The organism is Paenibacillus sp. MAHUQ-63, assembly GCF_028765165.1.
Lineage (GTDB): Bacteria > Bacillota > Bacilli > Paenibacillales > NBRC-103111 > Paenibacillus_E.
The window spans coordinates 248427-268595 of the sequence record NZ_JARADB010000002.1 but is presented as its reverse complement, the minus strand read 5'-3'; the positions used below and the strand labels follow the sequence as shown (position 1 = coordinate 268595).

The following is a 20169-nucleotide window of genomic DNA, read 5'->3' as shown; positions in this document are numbered from 1 at the left end:
CTCCATACGCATAAGTTGAAGATGCTACTCTTTCATCGCTCCGTCCATTAAACCGGCAAAAATAAACTTGCGCAGAATCAGATAAATCAGTACGGTTGGCAGCATAACGAGAATAATGGCGGCCGACAATTCGTTCCAGTACGTAGCCCGTTCGCCGACGAATGTCATCAAAGCAGTCGATAAGGTACTCAGCTTCTTGGATGGCATATACAAGTATGGGATGTACATGTCGTTCATAATATCTACGGCTTTAATAATCGCCAGTGTAGCCGTTGCCGGGAGCAGCAGGGGGAACAGAATGGAGCGGAATATCCGGAAATAAGAAGCTCCGTCCAAGAGGGCGCTCTCGTCAAGCTGCTTGGAGATTTTCTCGATAAACTGCAAGTAGATGAAAATTTGCATGAGATCCGTTCCTGCATAAATAATAAGCGGTGCGAACAAGGTGTTATACAGGCCAAGCGACTTGATGGTCTGGAAACGGGCCACTTCCGTCGTATACGATGGCACGACCGACGCGATTATAAATAAGAGGAAGATCGTCTTTTTGAAGCGGAAATTAAACCTGTTCAGTACGAAAGCCGTCATCGCGCCCAGGATCGCATTGATCACCACGCTTGAAACCGTAATGCTGAGCGAATTGATGAAGCCGACAAGCATATTCGCTTTCTCGAAGGCCACGGCGAAATTGTGGAAGGACCACGCCTTCGGGAGCGAGAATGGCGAGCTGGCGGCGAGCTCCGGCGATGTTTTGAATGCAGCGAATACAACGACAAGCAGCGGGACGAAAATAATTAAAGTGATGACGGTTAGCACGGCATAATACAGCGTTTTGCCGAGGAGGGACCGCATCGCAGCTTTGCCCATTTTGACAGGCCTGGAAGCAATCTCCGTATGGGACATGCTCATGACGATTTATCTCCCTTCTCGCGGATCAATAAGTTTTGAATGAAGCTGAATACGATGATCATGATCATCAAGATGACGGCCATTGCGGATGCCAGACCATAACTGTTGAACTTAAATGCCGTGTTGATTGTGAAAATCGTGAACGTACTGCTGGCATTACCCGGACCGCCTTGAGTAACGAGAAAAGGAATATCGAACACCTGAAGAGCGCCACGAATGTTCAAGAACAAAATAATTTCGATGACACGGCGTATGCCGGGGAGAATGATATAGCGGATTTGCTGCATTTTGTTAGCTCCGTCAATCGTTGCAGCCTCGTACAAATCATGTGGAATGGACTGCACGCCTGCCAGGAACAGAACGATATGAAACCCGGCGAACCGCCACAATGAGATGGCTACCAGCGAATAATTAACTATTTTCGCATCGCTGAGCCAATTGTGAATCCAGCTCTCCAAGCCGAGGACAGTCAGCAGCTCATTAATCGGCCCGTTCACCGGGTTGTACAAATAACTGAAAATGTAAGCCACCGCTACACCATTGATAATGTACGGCAGCAGAATGATCGAGCGAAAAAATTCGCTGGCTCTCATCTTGGCGTTCAGCATAACGGCCACCAAGATCTCAATGGGAATCAGCAGGGCATGGATAATAAAATAAAGCCAGTTGTTCTTAAGCGACTGCCAAACCTGTGACATTATGAACGCTTTCAAATAGTTTTCCATGCCTACGAAGTGCAGATCCCTGCTGATCCCGTTCCAGTCGGTCATACTGTATTGGATCAGCTTCGCCGTCGGATAAATCAGAAATAACAGCAGCAGTCCGATCGGCAGTGCCAAAAAAGAAAATATCAGCACTCTCTTTTGCATCATGTTGCTCATGTGCTTCCCTCATTCCTAGATCCAGTTGTAAGGATGCAGTGCCTACCCCTGTGATCTTGCTTCTTTGTAAGCCTAATTGTAGAGAGGTTGGACGCGCTTTCACATGATATATTTTGTGCTTTCGATTGATAAATTTTGTGTGTATGTAATCGTATGCAAGGAAAAACTTCAAATACAAAAAACCACCCCAGAAGGGTGGCTGTCTCTAATTGAATCAGATGAATCGCCGTCTCACGGTTCATGCATCTCGTAGGCCGCACAAAACGATGGGGGATTCACACATCTTATTTCATTTGACAGTTATTTTTATTTCTGCATTTGCATTTTTTTGATTCACTATGCCTTCACCCTTCAAAAAACTTGCATTTACTTTGATGGAATAATCTCCTGGCGGTAAGTAAGATGGATCGGAATCCGGATTTGCTAGAAACAAATTGTAATCTGGCTTCCCGCTTTTTCGATAATTGTATTCTAAAATTGTACGCAATGGAAAATCGCTTGTAACCTGATTACCGGTATCGAACTCAGTTTTAATTGCTGACGCAGTCGTATACCCCCCTTCTTTAACTCCATCTTGATCTGTAATTGAGAAACTAAGTGCCGGAGAGCCATGGATGAAATCTATTTTTTCAGCTCCTCGATAGGTTAAAGAAGCCCAGATATTCATATTTTCGTTCTCTTCATAGCTACTTTTGGATGAATGCAATTCGAGTGTGAAGTCGTCAAAATTATGAATCGAACTCGTTGAAGAATATTTCTCGGAGGCTTTCGGTAAATGGATCGAAATATTGGATGATTTTGAATCATAATAAACAGCCCCACCTAATTGTTCCACAATATCCCGAAGAGGCACATAAGTACTACCGTTAATATTGTATAAGTCAAATTCATTAGACAGACTGTGCTCTTTGTCATTTAACCATAGCGTCACTGGAGATTTAATAATCTTATCTAGGTTATCCGCATTTGTGGTCGAGATTACTGTAACAAACAAAGCGCATGTTAGTAGTGCGATCTTATTTAGACTTTTCTTATGCATAACATCCTCCTTCTACCGGATCCATTGGCGGTTCACACATCCATATTACCAAATTTTCCTTTTTATTTCATGAAATTCAAATAAGGGCGCCCCAAGCCATATAGCCATATTCATGACTATGGGGACACCCTTAATACATTTGAATCCAATTATAGATTAAGCCAGCAATTTCTCTTCTTGCTCATCCCACATTCCGAACAAGCCTCGCAATTCAGCTCCTGTATAAGCGCCCACCACTCTGACATTGCGGTGCACCAGCTGCACGCCGATGATCACCGAGACGAACTCTTCTTCCGTCCGCAGCTTCGCGACGGTTTCCTTGTCCCCTGTGATCAGAACGAAACCGCATAGATCACTGCCATGCGGCTCGAGAACGACGACCTCAAAACGGTCGATCTTACCCTCCTGCTGCAATCGGGTGCAGTATTGCATCGCATCGTTGAGCGTTGCCTGCGCCGCCTTCTCACGACCCGGAATGATTTCTCCCCAACCTACGATAAGTGAACCTTTTGCCATATTCATTCTCTCCCCTCGAAACTTCAATAGGTTAAATTTAACATATAATAAAATTAACACATGATTATTTATAGGTCAATATAAATATAGGTTAAATTTAACCCATGTAATTCTTGCTTAAAATAACCTGCGGATATATAGTTAAGTGAACCTGATTATGCTTAAAGGAGAAATCATATGAGTTCTATTCGTTATGCTATGCTTACTTTATTGGCACGGGAGCCGCTTAGCGGATACGATATCAAGCAGCAGATGAACAGCAGGATGGGCCCGTTCTGGAAAGCGGGAAGCAATCAAGTCTATCCGGAATTGGCGAAAATGGAGGAAGAAGGACTGGCGCTTCTCCATAGCGTAGAGCAGAATGATCATCGTCCCGCCCGAAAGGTGTATGCCATTACAGAGCGCGGGCGGCAAGAGCTGATTCGCTGGACAATCGAGCCTACCGAACCGGAGACGATGAAGGATGAATTTCTTTTGAAGGCATACAACTCCTGGCTTGTTGAATCGGCTGACATGCTTCCCCGGTTCGAGGAGAAACAGAAGGAACATGAGAAGAAATTAGCTGTTTATTCGGAGAAATTAAACGAGCTTAACCAAATTCTCGATCCCTTGAATCCGCGCGATCCTCTCCTGTCCAGCATATCCGTCGTTGAATTCGGCGTTGAATATGAGAAGCTCTATATCAAGTGGTGTCAGCAAGTTATTGAAAAACTGAGAAAGCAAGAGGCGAACTAAATGCTCAAACACGATTTGGTTCTAGTCCCGGCATCGCCGGCGAATCTGGAAGATATCTACCGTATCGTGAACTCGAATTCGGCTTATAACATCCTTGAGAACGGCAATCCGGCCCGCACCTACGAAGAACTCGAAGAGGAGCTGAATGCCGCCGGACAAGGCAGCCTGCTCATCCAGCTGGATGGACGCAGCGTCGGGATTTTGCAATATATCGTGCACAATCCGAAGGACGGCTATCCATGGCTTGGCCTGCTGATGATCCACCAGGAGATGAAAGCCAAAGGGTTGGGCAAAGCCGCATTTGCAGAGTTCGCCGGCCTCCTGATCACGCAAGGGAAGCATGCGGTGCGCATTGGCGTCATTCCTGAGAATGAAGCCGCCAAAAGCTTTTGGCTTTCGCTAGGTTTTCAATATTATGAGTCCAAAATGTCCACTATCGGCAAAGTCGTTGACTGCTATGAAAAAAGCCTGTAGATCCATTCCGCCCGCAATTCCGAGCACAAAACCGAGCACAAAAAAAATCCCCCGATAGGGGGATTTTAAACAACATTCATTCTCACGCTCCAAGTCGAATATCAGGATCGCCTGAAGCCGGGCCCGGTGCCAGCAGCTTGCTGTAAATCCGGTAAAGCAATGCCGCCGCTTCCGCTCGGGTCGCATTCCCCGCCGGATTCAGCAGACTTCCGCTGCCTTCGACGATGCCGCTTTTCATGAGCGATGCCACGTGGTTGATTGCGTACGCAGCCACATCCGACTTATCGCTGAACGCTTCCAAATCCTCTGCCGTACCCTTGGCAGCGGTGATCCCCGCTTGGCTGAGCGCCCTGGAAAGCAGTACCATCAGGTCCTGTCTCGTTATTTCATCGCGGGGATTGAACAAGCCCTCCTGCACGCCCTCAGCCAATCCAAGCTGTTTCGCGATTCCCACCGCTTCGTAATAGTAATCTGACGGCAGAATATCGCTGAAATTAGCCGTAACCTCGGCGTTAAAACCGAACGTTTTCGTTAACAGCATCATGAAATCACCGCGCGTAACATGCGCAGCCGGCTGAAAAGACGTATCCGACACGCCGGCAATGATCCCTTTGGACGCCATCACTTCGATCAGCTTCTTCGCCCAAGGAGCTGCGTCAAGGTCGGCAAAGCTCTTCTTGGCGTAGACAACGGCATAAGAGCTGAAATGCGAAGCAGTAAACCTAACCATCCCAGTCTCTGCGTCATATCGGCCGCTCGGAACGGCTTGCGCATGACCCGCAGGATCGATATACCATACCGTGATGTGCTCAAGGTCCTGCCGTTCCTCTGCCGTTGGTTCATACGGAATCGCCCCTTGAACAACCGCATTGCGATTATCGAGAGTGACGTCTTTGCCGTCGACTGTCACATTGAATGCGATAACCGGCCGACTGCCGATCTGCCGTTGGATATCGCCCGGCAATTGGCTAGTATCCGCAAGCGCAACGGCAAAACCGATCTCTTCCGCCGAATCGAGAGGGATATTGCTCAGCATGCGGCCTGGTACTGTGACCGATCCGAACTCGGTGACGATCGTGAGCTTATGCCCGGAGCCCGCTCCGAACATCCTCGCCGGTACATGCAGCACATACTGCTTGGCACCCTCGGCACGCTGAAATTCAACGACCAAATCGCCATCGCCTGCAGTAATAGCTTGCTCCACCTGAGCTTCTCTCAGTGAAGCCGTGACGATGCCGGTGACAGGATCTATCGTCATATCAGGTGTAGCAGCAGGTGTTCCCCCGCCTGAACTGGCCGTTGAAGCCGGGGGAATCCCGTGCCCTGGATCAGGATCCGTCGGATCCGTCTTCACTTCAAAGACTGTGCCTACGGTTTGATCCGCATGCTGCGCGCTAACATTGACATAATAAATGCCGGCGATTCGACGCTTCAAAACATAGCTGAATTGATACGAGCCGTCTGCGCGCGTTGTCGTCTGGTCCAAAACATCCAGCTGGTTCAGCGGATTGATGACATGCACGGCAACGAGGGCTCCTTGCTCCGCGCCCCATACGCCGGATATCGTCACTTGACCGCTGCGTTCGTCATAGGCGGCATGGATCTCAGCCGGAGCGGCTCCTGCGGACGCTGACGATATCAACGTTCCTGCATACATCCAGACGGCCAGTAATACGATCGTCCATCTTCGCAAGCTTATCAAGCATATACCTCCTTAAGGAATGATGACTTCGTTGGAAATTTTCATGCGGCTTGACTTGCTGTCCCAAACAAAGGCTTTGATTTTGTAACCAATGACAAGATCCGGTATTCTTAGGATGGATTGCATTTGTTTTTCTTCACCGGCGTCGAACGAGCTTGACACCCAGGCATATCGGACCATCCGGTCTTGCTTATCGAACAATCCGATCAGGAGATCACCGTGCTGGGTGACGGCCGAATTGTTCTGAACCGTTACGCTTGCGACGACATCGGCGGATGCGATCAAGTTAGGAAGCGCATTGCCGGCACGATCGCTAAGTGTTACGTCCTTCACCAGAAACAAACGCTCTCCCCAATTTTTCACATAATTCACCTGATACGTTTGCACACCGGCATTCCCATAATCGTCCAGACTGGATACTTCAATGACGTTCATCCCTTCCCGCAGTTCAGCTCGTACTGTGAACGTTACATTTTGGGCGGTTTTCACATGATCGTGAACGACGTTGCCATTAATTTTCACCGTTACAGCGGCATCCCTGTTCAAGCTGCCCATAAACGAGTAGTCAGGCGAATGCGTAACCTGCGGCACATCGACGGAAGGCGTGAAGATGACAGCCTCTTTCCGGTAAGTGACCACAATCGTCTTCGAGCTGGAAACCCGGCCGAACAGCTCCTCGTTCGAAGCGGTTACGACGATGGTGTTCAGCCCTTCGTTTAAGGTGACTTTCTTCGAGAAGCTTTGTCCCGCTTCCGCATAGACGGCTTCCGTAACCGAAACACCGTTATTCACGACCGATAGTTTCACACGATCCTTTACACTACCTGTAATTGTATAATCCGGAATTTCCGATGTGTCACTGGCTTGATTGTCAACGGTAAACTGCGGCGATGCGGAAAATTGCAAATCGGTAAACGTGCCGGCCATTAAATAATCAATGTTCGTTGTCGATTTGGCCCCGTCTACCGCCATGCCGGCATACACCGTTTCCCCGTACGCGACCTCATTGGAAGCCACGAGTGACCAATCGATTCCATCCTTCGAAATGTATCCCGAAACTTTATTTTCTTTGCGCTCGAGCTTGATCCAATACGGAGCCTTCAGGCTCGCGCTGCGGAGAAGCTGCTCCTGATAAGAGCCCGCGGATTGGCTGCGGTTAATGACTGAGATCTTCCTGCCGCTCGTATCCACACTGAAATCATCGGTCGGATCCGTTGACAGGAAAACCCCGGTTGCCTTCGATGACGGCTCCAAGCTCTCGCGCAGCATAAACCCGACTTTGACATCTTCGTCATACTCCGAATCAAAGGCCACATTGGCGTACATTTCAAAATTCCCTTTGACCGGCGTATAAACATAATGGAAGGAGTCTGACGATCCCCTGAGATTGATTTCACCGGATCCCTTCACCTTGATCACCTGGCCGGACAGGCTGGCGGTGCCGGGAATTTTCACAGAGCCGATATCTTGAGATGTCCAGGATGCCAAGTTTTCAGGGCCGTTCACATATACGATGACAGGCTCTGACAACGTCATAACGCCATGGCTATCCACTGCTTTCGCATATAGGTAATGCTGGCCTTCCGGAGCGTTCTCCCACGTAAACTCGAAAGGTCCGCTCGTATCCTCGAACAATGGCTGATCTCTATCATAAAAAATCACCTTGGCAATCGATCCCCCTGCCGCAGCCGCTGCCGCACTCGCTCGAATAGAGATCGGATCGCGCAGGGAATAAGCTTGATGCATAGATGGTGTCTCGATCGTAACGACAGGATTAAGCGGAACAGCGGCTTCGGCCAAGGAGTTGATATAATCCTCAATGTTCGTATACCCGTTCCCGTTCGCATCCCCGAAGCTGCCGTTCTGGTTGCCGGCGATCGGTTTGCCCGCCGCATCCAAGCCGTTATCGCCGGCGTTCAAGCCGTTGGCCGCTTCCCATGCATCCGGCATGCCGTCACCGTCGCTGTCCGCCGGCGCTGGAGCCGACAACAATTCTGGCAAGCCGCCGTCGTTGGCTATGCTGTTCACCGTTCTTCCGGTCCCGTTCTTCACTTCGCCTGCGATCCGGGCATCCAGCGAATCCCGCTTCGGGAGCGAAGCCCCGCCATGAAGCAGCACTTTCTCGTAAGCAACTTCAGCAGGATATGTGGTTGTCGGTCCGCCAACCGGATTGTTCGCATCCGGAAGGATGAACGGCGTCGTTTTGAGTGTGAACGTGGAGTCGGGGTTTATCGCTTTGTAGGAACCGTTCGCATTCTTCACCAAGTTATTCGCCGATACTTCAGGATCGCCTACGATATAGTTTCCGTTCACGTAGAAGGCTCCCCCGCCGGCATCCCCGGCCGATGGCGCGATAATTCGGCTGAATGCGCTGTACGTGTTAGGCCCTGGCTTATAATAGTTGTTGACCATATTAATCCCTGATGCCATTTCCCCGCCGTAAGCCGTATTGCCCCCCCAGTTATAAATGACGTTATTCCTGTAGTCAATCTTCTGAGGGTAGTTCACAATATCCGTCGCTCTGGCGAACCGAACGTTCCGGTTAATATGATTGGCAATGAGATTGTGAGCAAAAGTAATGTTCGATCCGCCCCAAATGCCGCCGTAGCCGTGCGGTCCTTTCGTATGAATCGAGTGATTCAAACTGTTCGTTATGAAGCTCCATTGGAGGGTGAAATTTTTGTTGTTTTCTGAAGAGAACAGTTCGTCCGTACTCCAGCTGCCGGAAACGTGGTCGAGAATAACATTGTCACCCGTGATGTTGAACGTATCGTCCAACAATGACTCGCCGCCACGGAATCGAATATATCTGACAATGATATTGCCGCCTTCCGTACTTGTGCCGCTGCCGACTTTCACCGCATAGCCGCTAAGTGCGATGCCGTCGCCCGGTGCCGTCTGTCCGGCTATCGTTAAGTTCGGCTGGCCGATCGTCATCGGCCTAGCCAAGTGGATGGTGCCGGAGACATTGAAAATAATCGTCCGGTTCGGCTGGGAGATCGCATCGCGGAACGATCCCGGAATCGGCGCAGCTCCGTCCGCATAATCGTCGAGATTGTTGACGACGTAGACGGATCCGCCACGGCCTCCGGTTACATACATGCCTCCGCCTTCGGCGCCTGGAAACGCAGGTGTTCGCGGTTTTTCCGCCGGGTCGATCTTGACGGTTACTTGTTTGCTGGTACCTGGAGTTCCCAGTGCATCCACATACCGGTAGTCAATGACGTGTGTCCCCGGATAGCTTATAGCGAATTCTGTCGTGTAGAACACCCATTGTCCGTCATCCACACGGTACTGTACCCGGTTCGCCGCAGGAGCTTGACCGCTGACTTCCATGTACATGAGAATGGGCTTCGTATACGAACCCAGCGTTCCGTCTGGGAGTGCCGGATCCTGGATAGGTACTACGGTGTCGAACAGTTTAGGCACTATCACCCGCCGGCTCGGATCCCATCCCCCAAATATACGAGAGATCGTAAATTGTCCGGCTTGCTCAGCCGTCATCGCAAAATGGCTTGAATCCGTATCGCTCCCCAGCCTGCGCGTAGATGGACTTGCTCCTGGCCCCGTACTGTTGTACTCGGAGTAATAATAGGTCAGATGATCCGTCATCTCGCTCCAACCGTCTTGGTGAATATGATCATCCATCCACGTGTTGATATAACGTACGGTAGGCTGATCTTGCCATGGGCGGCCCAAATAATGCTTGCCCTGCGTCGTACCGTCTTTCAATACGCGGGAATTCAGAAACACCATACCGGGAACATCGCCGGTTGGATTCTGCGTTGCTGCTGCGGTAATATAGCCTCCGGATCGTGAAGGGCCGTTGATGCTCACAATATCGGAACGGTCGAATACAACCGCCGTTGCCGGACCGTAAATAAAATCGACAGATCCCCTTATTTCACAATTCCGGTAATACTGCCTGCTCGTTTTATCGTAGTAGGTGACACCGGTATAGAGCGTGTCCTGATACCCTACGAAACGCACGTTCTCAAATACAACCTGGTCCGCAATGACACGCGCCGCTAAGGCCCGGCCTTTCGACACATCCGACGAATTCTCAATCGTCAAGTTAGCTGCATAAAAATTATTGGCTATCGTTCTTGTGCCGTCCGCCCGATCCTTCGTTCCGCCGACCGTAACCGTGGCCGTATCCAATACAGACAAAGTTGCCGTCCCTCCTGCAGAGGCTGGCGTGAACTCATTATCATTGTAGAAAATCCGCGTCTTGTCCTTGCCTGCACCGATTAAGGATACGTAAGGCGCTGTAACCGTAATTTTCTCGTTATACGAACCTTCTTTAATATAAATAATTTTCCGGGATGCGTTATTGCTTGGAATCGATTCAAGAGCGGATCTAATGCTGGAGAAATCGCCGGTACCATTCTGGGCAACGGTAAGTACCATCGCAGGGTTCGCGAAGATTTCCTCGCTGGAGGCGCTCTCTCCGCTAGCATTCAAAGCCGTTACCACATAGTAGTACATGGTGCCGTTCGTAATGCTTGTATCCGTGTATGAGGTATTCGACGTGCCGGTCAATGTTGTATATGTACCGCCGCTGACCGTGCTTCTCTTGATCGAATAGGAATCTGCACCCGGTACTCGCGACCAAGACAGCTCTACGCTGCCATCATAAGCGATGGCTGCGACATCAGCAGGTGCCGCCAATGACGCCGATCGACTCGGTTCGGCAGCCGTTGCAACCGGCACTGCTGCGAGCAGGCATACATGCAGCAATAGCAGCAAAATCATCCCCACATTCAGGGCTTTCTTCATTGCACAACCTCCTCCCTTATTCCTGCACGACGAGTTCTTCCGCTAACGGACTTTGGCCAATGACGTTGTTCAAACTGTCCCATATGAAAACTTTCACTTTATATGCGCTGACCTGCGCAGGCAGTGTAAAACCTGCTCCCAGCGATTTGGTTTCCCCCGGTTTCAGCTCGGCAACGGCCGATGTGAAGTCCAGCATCGTATTGTTCCCGTCATACAGAACGAACCAAAATGTCAGCTTCTTCATGGCAGCCGTCGAATTAACGATTGTCTTCTCCGCATAAACGTCCTGCGAGCCCGTTAACTTATGTATAGCATTTCCACTCGTATCATACACAGCGCCTTGGCCTGCCCAGAATAGATAGGTCATCTTGTAACTGATTCGGTTCGTATTGCCCGCCATATCTATGGTGGACACTTCAATGGCGTTACTCCCCTCCTGCAGCGTCAATGGATAGGAGAACCCCTGGTCCGCCCCTAGGTAGACGGCTTCCACGACGCTCTCTCCATTTAATTTGATCGATAATTGGGCTGCTTTGCTTAAAGAGCCTTCTAATGTGTATACCGCATCTCTGACTGTCGCCGGCGGCGCTGCAATGCGAATTTCCGGCACTACAAGGTCCTGATTGACGGTGGCCCCGACCTGATCGGAGAATGCGGATTGTGCACGGTTGGCATAGACCTCAAACAGGTTCGCGCCTGGTGTCAGGTCGATATCGAACTTGAATGTACCGGCTCCGATCCATCCTCCCGTTGGCAGAGCGACAGGCTTTTTATTTTGATACACCGATAAGTAAACGCTCTCGCTAACGGACCCGGATAACGTATAGGCCGGTGTGTTCACCCATTCATCATCGGGGTTCCAATTCAGCCGCAATCCGGTTGACATTCGCTCTGCCATGACAAAATAGCCGGCGTTTTTGCCAAGATCATAATTCGTGTAGTCATTGTAGCCGAGCAGTACAGATGAGCCAATGTCGAAGTTTTTCTTATAAATTGGGAAGGTATATCCGCCCGAAACGCCAGCCAGCTTGATCGCATCGCCGGTGTTCGTCCAATCGGACAGCCATGCCGGTAGAGCGGCATTTTTATCAATGGCCACATAAACGGTCGTCTTGTCTTTCACTTGAAACCCGATGACTTGATTTTGGATTGCACCGTCTGCACCGTTCGGATATCTCATGACGTCCTTATAGGTGGTAACAATTCGTTCCATATTGGCATATTTGTCCGGTACTTGTTCGAACTTAATGATGCTGTTATCCGCGAAGGGATAATCCCCGATTTGTAACCCTCTCATCGCTTTCCATAGATAGCCGTAATAATTCGCATAGGAAGTCAACTGTTCAATCACACTCGTATCGGAAGTCGGAACCGGGGTCGATGCATAGGGCGTACCTTCGAATTCCGTTATTGGGCTTTCAAAATCCCGCGGAACCCCGTTATTGTAAACGCCTGATTCATCGCGAGTAACGACTGACAAACCCAACGTATACGTTTGACCGTTGACGAGCGGTGTTGATGCCGATTTGGCGGTATCGTAATAAGCGTTAATATCGGACCCGGGGATCAGATTCGTTCCTGTATAATCTTTATAGAAAGTAGTCGCATTCCCAATCGGTCTCCAATTCGCTTCGCCTTTCAGCTTGATGCGGACACGATACTTCGAAGCGTAGGAATAATGTTCCGATGTCCACATCACCCGCGAGTTGCGTGATCCGGAGGAAACGAGTTTCGGCGCTGGCGGCTCCGGCATGAACGGTTGGTGCGTCACTTTGATGCCGCGAATCCAGAGATCGCCTGAGGTGCCCGGAGCCGCAATGACCAACCTCTTCAAATTGAAGCTGGGAAGATTTCTGTTCGTATTATTTCGAGCCTGTACGATATTACCGTCGTAGTACAAGCTGTATTTCTGGGCTGCCGTATTTATATCCAGCCTGATCGTATGCCATTCGCCCAATTCATATTGGCCTAAAGAGCCTGAAGGTGCTGTCGACAAGAGGTATCCCAAGCCACTTTTGGCCGTTATGCCTGCGCCTACAATGAATGTGCTCCCGAGGGATGGGAATAATTGAAGGATGCGATCGTCTTTTCTCGTGCCAGTCTGCATGAAGGTAATTTCCGTGGAGATCGTTCCCGTATAGGGCTCCCCGAAGGTTTTGCTAATTTGAAATTCATTCCGCAAGGTTCCATCCGTGACAATCCCGTTGGATTTCAAATGAAGGGCGCGCGTCCCTGTGTACGGGTCTGCTTCAATGAGGGCCGAAGCTGTGCCTGAGGTGTAGGAAGAGTAGTCAAAGCCGAGATCCGATCCCGTTAAACCGAGAGGCGTCGCAGAGAAGTCTTTGTCGAAGATCGCAACGGGTGTGTAAGTGTTGTCCGTGACTGATGCACTTGTCGCGTCTTCCGCCGATACGGATGGCACCTGTTCCATAGGAACCATGAGCAGATTGAGAAGCAGCGTAAAGCATAATGCTAAACCGAACTGACTACGCTTTTTACGCAAGGTAATAGACACCTCCATTGAATTCAATCATTCTAACAATCAAAGATATTTGTGGACGGCTATCACCCCTTTCACGGCTGTAACGAGCGGGAGCTGTATTTGCTTTTAGTGCGTGGGCGTGGTGTGGCATGTGTATGGTCGTGATGTTGGCGTGATGTTGGCGTGGTGTGGCATGTGTATGGACGTGGTGTCGGTATGGTGTCGGCGTGATGTTGGCGTGATGTTGGCGTGGTATGGCATGTGTATGGACGTGAGCATGATGTGGGCGTGGTGTAGCATGTGTATGGTCGTGGCGTATGGGCATGGTGTATTAGCATAATGTTGGCGTGGTGTAGCATGTGTTTGGACGTGGTGTATGGGCATGATGTCAGCATAATGTTGGCGTGGTGTAGCATGTGTATGGGCGTGGTGTATGGGCGTGATGTCAGCATAATGTTGGCGTGGTGTAGCATGTGTTTGGACGTGGTGTATGGGCATGATGTCAGCATAATGTTGGCGTGGTGTAGCATGTGTTTGGCCGTGGTGTATGGGCATGATGTCAGCATAATGTTGGCGTGGTGTAGCATGTGTTTGGCCGTGGTGTATGGGCATGATGTAGGGCATCAAGTTGAGCGTTTCGTGCGACCTTATGACAGAACATTACAAGCTGGTTATGAGTGTTAACGTATATGTGAGGCGTTGAGTCGTGTGAGTGAGGCTGTGAATGTGAGCGTTAATCATTGAGCATCAAGTCTAGCGTTGAACGCAAGCCTTAACTTAGAAACATTGCATGTATAAGAAGGCTATGAGCCAGAAGGTATTTATGTATGTGAGGCGTTGAGCTATCGTAAAGCAATCGGCGGGTTTTCAGCACTTCATGGACCGGAAGCAAGTTAGATTCGCACGACTTAGAAGCGATATATGTGGATGGGCAGTTCAAGCGGCGTTGAATTGGCAGCGTTTACAATTATGGATAGCCTCGTGAGTTATAGAGAATGTGGCTGCTAATACAAGATACAATATTTTTTCAAATTCATCATAGGGGATTCATTTCATAATCATAGACGATTCCATCAATTTGCCCGCTCACCTCCACCTTCCACACTTCATTCACGGCTTGAGAGGAAATAGGATACCTTATTTCCAACAATCAGGTGGATTTGAGGAATCGGACGGAAATACAGGCCTTTATTTCATCATTTTTCCTCTCTTCTACAAGGAAATCTACGAAATAGCGGATCGTATTTCCCCATCGGCCCCCGAATAGGCGGTTTGGGGCAAAATAACGCACTGTATTTCCGCTTTCGCTCCTTTAACCGCTCTCTCTCGCATCTATCGCTCGAAGCAGCACTAAGCGACTTACCGCAACCGCCTTCGGCAAGCTTGCAGTTACTCAGTCCGGTCGCAACTTGGCAATATTATTCTTTGCCGCAAGCACGCAAATTATCAAAAAATCCCCTTCGGCCGGCAAGTACCGGCGAAGAGGATTTTCTAAAGGATTAGATCGCCATCCCGCCCGAGACCTCGATGCGCTGCGCGTTAACCCAGCGGTTGTCGTCGGAAAGCAGCGAAGCAATCATCGGCCCGATGTCGTCGGGAACGCCGGCACGGCCGAGTGCGGTCATCTCGGCGATCCGCTTGTTCAACTCCGGATTGTCGCGCACCATGCCCCCGCTGAAATCGGTCGCGATCGCTCCCGGCGCAACCGTGTTGACGGCGATTCCCCGCGCGCCCAACTCCTTCGCCATATAGCGGGTCAAGATCTCGATCGCTCCCTTCATGGATGCATAAGCGCCGCTACCTGGCATGATGATCCGCGTCAAGCCTGTTGAAATATTCACGATCTTCCCGCCATCCCGCATAATGGGGAGCAGCTTCTGCGTAAGGAAGAACACGCCTTTGAAATGAACCTTGTACAAACTATCTAGCTCTTCTTCCGTCGTCATGATGAACGAGTTGTGGTGCGAAATACCTGCGTTGTTGACGAGATAATCGAAGCGCTCGGCCCCCAAGTCTGCCAAAGCTTGACCGACATCCTTTACGAACGTTTCAAAAGATCCCGCATTCCCCGTGTCAATCTGAATAGCTATGGTGTTACGCCCCATCTCCTTCACGAGATCAACGACCTTCAAGGCTTCTTCTTTATTGGATTTATAAGTCAGGATCGAATCAATACCCCGCTTAGCGAGGTTCAAAACCGTATTGCGGCCCAAACCGCGGCCTCCACCCGTAACGATGGCAATTTTGGCGGAGGCGGGAGCGGGAGCGGAGGCATGAGCAGGAGCGGGGGCATGAGCAGGAGCGGGGGCGTGAGCGTGAGCGGAAGCAGTAGTTGCACCGGATGTATTTGCAGAAGTGTTCTGTGTCATAATGACATGCCTTCTTTCTTTGTATAGTTCCAGTCCTCATAACTAACTAACTGGTTAGTAATAATATAGGGCTAACTAACCGGTTTGTCAACCCAAGTTGTTCATGATATAGTATTCCCAAATTGCAGCAGAAAAAGGGGGAACCGCCGTGCGCAACGCAGAGGCGACACGCGAACGCATTTTGGAGGCCGCCAAGACGGAGTTCGCAGCATACGGCATTGCAGGGGCACGCGTCGATCGCATCGCCAAAACAGCCGGATGCAACAAGAATATGATCTACATCTATTTCGAGAGCAAGGAGAAGCTTTTCACGACCGTCCTTCAAATGCATCTCACGCGCGTCTATGAAGAACTCGTGTTCACGCCTGAAGATCTGCCAGGCTACGCGGCGCGCGTCTTCGACTTCACGATGGCGAATCCCGATCTCATGCGGCTGATGGCTTGGTTCAGTCTCGAACAGAAAGCCGACAGCCCGGACGTCCGCAGCACGACACACGATGCCAAAATCGTACAGCTAGCAAAAGCGCAAAGCAGCGGCCTCATTGGAGATGCTTTCTCCCCGAATTTTATCATGACGGTAGTCATGGCTCTCGCTACCGCTTGGACGGCAACGAACCCCTTCGGCCCCTCTCTGGACCCGGAATCCGCCAAGCAGCCGGACGAGCTCAGGGACGGAATCGCCATGTCCGTCAAGCTGATTGCTGAGGCGAATAAGCAGCCGGAATGAAAAAAACAGCAACTGCCAAGGCAGCTGCTGCTTGCTTATTGCTTATGAACTTTAATGCATGGATCCCATAGTCTCATGTTTGACAACGACGCGGCGGATGAAGAAGGCCATAGCCAAACCGATCAACGTCACGATCATCGCGAACATGAACACGTTCTGCGAACCGAAGGTCATGGCGTTGGCGACCTCTTTCAGCTCCGTAGGCGCGGACGATTTATGCAAATAACTCTCCATGCCGCTTGTCAGAATGCTGATCGCGAAAGCCGTGCCGATCGCGCCGGCAACCTGCTGCAGCGTGTTCATGACCGCCGTGCCGTGCGGGTACAGCTCAGGCGGAAGCTGGTTCAAGCCGTTCGTCTGCGAAGGCATCCACACCATGGAAATACCGACCATGAGACCGATATGCAGCGCGACGATGAAGGCGATAGACGATGCCTGCGTAATGCCGGAGAAAAACCATAACATCGCGGCTACGATGGCAAGACCCGGAATAACAAGCCATTTCGGCCCGTATTTATCGAACAATTTGCCCATTCTCGGCGACAGAATCCCATTCAAGGCACTGCCGGGCAAGAGCATGAGGCCCGCGGAGAACGCCGATAATTTCATCCCGTTCTGAAGATACATAGGCAGAATGATCATGCTGGATAAGATGATCATCATACAGGACAATACCATTAGCAAACCTACGATGAACATCGGGTATTTGAACACCCGCAGGTTCATCATCGGCTCGCGCATGGTAATTTGGCGTACCACGAACAATGCGAGAGCGATGAGACCGATGACGATCGAAGCGATCACTATCGGGCTGCCCCAGCCTCCTTCGCCTTCGCCCGCTTTACTGAACCCGTATACGACACCGCCGAAGCCGATTGTCGATAAGACAACGGACAGCACGTCGATGCGCGGCTTCGTGACCTCCGTAACGTTCTCCAAATTTTTCAACCCTACGAACAATCCGATAATTAAGAACGGCAAGGACAACCAGAAAATATAATGCCAAGTTAAATATTCGATCAGAATACCTGCCACCGTCGGACCGGTTGCAGGCGCGAACATAATGACGAGACCGACGAAGCCCATTGCCGCCCCGCGTTTCTCCGGGGGATACACAACGAGGATCGTATTGAACATAAGGGGAATCAGTAACCCCATGCCGATAGCTTGCAGAACGCGTGCGACCATCAGCATTTCGAAATTAACGGCTACCGCCGCAATCAACGTACCTACAATCGAACTTCCAAGCGAGAAGACGAATAACTGTCTTGTCGTAAACCATTGCAGCAGCAGACCTGTCATCGGCATGAGAATGCCGAGCGTCAGCAAGAACCCCGTCGTCAACCATTGTGCGGTTGCGGCTGAGATGTGGAACACGTCCATTAGGTTGCTTATCGCAATATTCAGCGCCGTCTCACTAAACATGCCGATGAAGCCGCAAATGAGCAGCGATGCCATAATGGCTCGCGTATTATATTGTTTCATAATCCACTCCACTTTCCTCTCCTGATATATATCTATATCTATGCGAACAGATAAGCCCGCTATCTGTTAAAAATAGTGCTCAAAGCCCCATATGTCAATATCCAAACCATTAATTTTTTATAAACACAAGTTCGCATTTCTCCTGTAGTCCGGGAATTTCTTACATGTTATACTTCTATAAGCTACTGTGATACTGTGCATTTCGTTGCAGCCAAAGGGGAGATCGGCATGTTGGTAGCTGAACGCTATCTGGCTTTATACGACCGTTTCGGCGGTGAGAACGCAAATGGCGAACCTGTAGAAGCATCGCTGGAGGAGCTGGCCGATGCTCTGTACTGCACGCCGAGGAACGCCAAGCTTGTGCTGAAGAAATTGGAAGAAGACGATCTGATCGACTGGCTGCCGGGCCGCGGCCGCGGCAATCGCTCGCACATCGCTTTCAAGATCGGCAAGGAAAGCTTCCTGCTGAGCCTGGCAACGTCCAGAGCCGCGGATGGCGACTACCGCACCTCATTCGAAGTGCTCGGCACCTACGGTGAAGGAACCGAAGCCAAGATCAAGTTCATCGAATGGTTGAAGGGCACGTTCGGCTATCAGAAGGAATCCGTGGAAGGCCATATTGAATGCGACACGCTTCGCTTTCCCGTCTACCGGAGCGTCCAGACACTGGATCCCGGTAAAGTGAATTATGCCTTCGACTCCCACATCATCCGGCAAATCTTCGACCGTCTCGTCACTTACGACGAAACCGTCCATCGGATCGTTCCCGGCGCTGCGCATGCCTGGAACGCCGATGCACAAGCCATGGAATGGACATTCTATTTGCGCAAAGGCGTTTTGTTCCATTCCGGCCGTGAGCTGACCTCCCAGGACGTCGTCTTTACTTTCGAACGGCTGCGCTCGCTGACCATGCCGAATCGCTGGATGATGAGAAATCTTCAGCTTGTGGAAGCGACGGGGCCGCGTACCGTCCGTTTCGTGCTCGCGCAGCCGAATCGGATTTTCGACCGTTTCCTGTGCGCGGCCGCCGCTTCCATCCTGCCGCTGGATTTGGGAGGTCTCCGCGAAGACGATTATTGGCGGCTGCCTTCGGGAACGGGACCGTTCCAGCTTGAATCTTTTTCGCCGCATCGCATTAAGCTAGGAGCCCATACTTCCTATTATGCCGGGAGACCCTACCTCGATGGCGTCGATATTATCATTATGCCGGAGGACTGCCGGGAAATGTCTACCATCGGCTTGCCCGCCGTCATGCAGACGCAGGATGGCGACACAACGGAGCAAGAACAGAACCCGGAAGAGGATTGGCAGTCACTCGTCCGCTTGTGCAACGGCTGCACGATGCTGACCTGGAACGGGAATAAGCCGGGATGGACCCAGAACGACGCTTTCCGCAAAGCCGTGCGGCTCTTGCTCGATCCTGTCGCGATGCAAGCGGAACTGGGCGGAGAACGCGTGCTGCCAGCCTACTCGTTGCGTCCGGAAGACAGCAATCAATATGAGCGGAAGACGGCTTCAGCCGAAGAAATCGCCCGGGAATTAGCCGGTTCGGGCTACGACGGCACCGAGCTGCGGCTAGTCGTGCACGAGAAGTATGAACGGGACGGGCGATGGATTGCGGAACGGATGAACCATTTCGGTATCGGCGTCGACCTGTTTCTGGCGAATTGGTCCCAGGTGGCCGACCCGGCCGTCATTTCCAGTGCCGATTTCACGATTTCCGGTATCATTCTGGCTGAGGACGACGTATGCGAGATCGACATGTATGAGCATGATGAGTGCGTGTCCAGCACCTATTTGGCAGCCTCGCTCAAAGGCTGGATTCTGGAGCAGATTGATCGGGCTCTCAGTGCCGAGAACGCACAAGACCGCAGAAGCCATATGCGCGATATCGAGACGCGCCTTCGCGAAGAAGGCCATATCATTTTCCTGCATCACCGGCGGTTGAACACCTACCTGCACCCTTCGGTCAGAGGCGCTTCCTTCAACTCGAACGGCTGGATTGATTTCAAACATATATGGCTGGAGAAATAAAGTCCGGTATAACGCCGCAATGCCGCTTCATCATGAACCG

Annotated in this window: 13 protein-coding genes; 4 read left to right on the top strand and 9 right to left on the bottom strand. The window is 50.7% G+C overall.

The annotated features are described in order from the left end of the window. Nucleotides 1-24: 24 nt before the first annotated feature. The 4 genes from PUT07_RS09475 to PUT07_RS09460 form a co-directional block, all read right to left on the bottom strand. Complete coding sequence (locus PUT07_RS09475) at nucleotides 25-906, bottom strand: carbohydrate ABC transporter permease (RefSeq protein WP_274467713.1); 882 nt, start codon at nucleotides 904-906, stop codon at nucleotides 25-27. Continuing rightward, nucleotides 903-1787 carry a carbohydrate ABC transporter permease gene (locus PUT07_RS09470; protein WP_274467712.1) on the bottom strand — a complete coding sequence of 295 codons (885 nt, stop codon included), beginning with the start codon at nucleotides 1785-1787 and terminating at the stop codon, nucleotides 903-905. Before PUT07_RS09470 ends, PUT07_RS09475 begins: the two co-directional genes overlap by 4 nt. A 289-nt stretch (nucleotides 1788-2076) precedes the next feature. Beyond that, entirely contained in the window at nucleotides 2077-2826 is a 750-nt protein-coding gene (locus PUT07_RS09465) for a stalk domain-containing protein (RefSeq protein WP_274467711.1), read from the bottom strand. Between the two features lie 156 nt (nucleotides 2827-2982). Further along, nucleotides 2983-3342 carry a hypothetical protein gene (locus PUT07_RS09460; RefSeq protein WP_274467710.1) on the bottom strand — a complete coding sequence of 120 codons (360 nt, stop codon included), beginning with the start codon at nucleotides 3340-3342 and terminating at the stop codon, nucleotides 2983-2985. Nucleotides 3343-3519: 177 nt separating this feature from the next. Here PUT07_RS09460 and PUT07_RS09455 point away from each other — a divergent pair, with 177 nt between their 5' ends. Further along, nucleotides 3520-4077 (top strand): PadR family transcriptional regulator, encoded by a 558-nt coding sequence (locus tag PUT07_RS09455; protein ID WP_274467709.1) that lies wholly within the window; start codon nucleotides 3520-3522, stop codon nucleotides 4075-4077. Beyond that, complete coding sequence (locus PUT07_RS09450) at nucleotides 4078-4551, top strand: GNAT family N-acetyltransferase (RefSeq protein ID WP_274467708.1); 474 nt, start codon at nucleotides 4078-4080, stop codon at nucleotides 4549-4551. It begins immediately after the preceding gene. A gap of 82 nt (nucleotides 4552-4633) precedes the next feature. Here the strand turns inward: PUT07_RS09450 and PUT07_RS09445 are convergent, their stop codons facing one another. From PUT07_RS09445 to PUT07_RS09430, 4 genes are all read right to left on the bottom strand, one after another. Next, complete coding sequence (locus PUT07_RS09445) at nucleotides 4634-6253, bottom strand: S-layer homology domain-containing protein (protein ID WP_274467707.1); 1620 nt, start codon at nucleotides 6251-6253, stop codon at nucleotides 4634-4636. Nucleotides 6254-6265: 12 nt separating this feature from the next. Next, nucleotides 6266-11032, bottom strand: coding sequence for a pectinesterase family protein (locus PUT07_RS09440; RefSeq protein WP_274467706.1), 4767 nt, complete (start codon nucleotides 11030-11032; stop codon nucleotides 6266-6268). Between the two features lie 16 nt (nucleotides 11033-11048). Next, nucleotides 11049-13535, bottom strand: coding sequence for a hypothetical protein (locus PUT07_RS09435; RefSeq protein WP_274467705.1), 2487 nt, complete (start codon nucleotides 13533-13535; stop codon nucleotides 11049-11051). Between the two features lie 1478 nt (nucleotides 13536-15013). After that, complete coding sequence (locus tag PUT07_RS09430) at nucleotides 15014-15883, bottom strand: SDR family NAD(P)-dependent oxidoreductase (RefSeq protein ID WP_274467704.1); 870 nt, start codon at nucleotides 15881-15883, stop codon at nucleotides 15014-15016. A 148-nt stretch (nucleotides 15884-16031) separates the two neighbouring features. Between PUT07_RS09430 and PUT07_RS09425 the strand changes: the two genes are divergently transcribed. Then, entirely contained in the window at nucleotides 16032-16610 is a 579-nt protein-coding gene (locus PUT07_RS09425; RefSeq protein WP_274467703.1) for a TetR family transcriptional regulator, read from the top strand. Nucleotides 16611-16661: 51 nt separating this feature from the next. On the opposite strand, the gene PUT07_RS09420 is transcribed toward PUT07_RS09425, so the two are convergent. Continuing rightward, nucleotides 16662-18095, bottom strand: a complete 1434-nt coding sequence (locus tag PUT07_RS09420; RefSeq protein ID WP_274467702.1) for a DHA2 family efflux MFS transporter permease subunit — start codon at nucleotides 18093-18095, stop codon at nucleotides 16662-16664. A 228-nt stretch (nucleotides 18096-18323) separates the two neighbouring features. Between PUT07_RS09420 and PUT07_RS09415 the strand changes: the two genes are divergently transcribed. Then, the gene (locus PUT07_RS09415) at nucleotides 18324-20129 is read left to right on the top strand and encodes an SgrR family transcriptional regulator (protein WP_274467701.1); all 1806 of its coding nucleotides are present in this window, start codon (nucleotides 18324-18326) and stop codon (nucleotides 20127-20129) included. Nucleotides 20130-20169 lie beyond the last annotated feature (40 nt).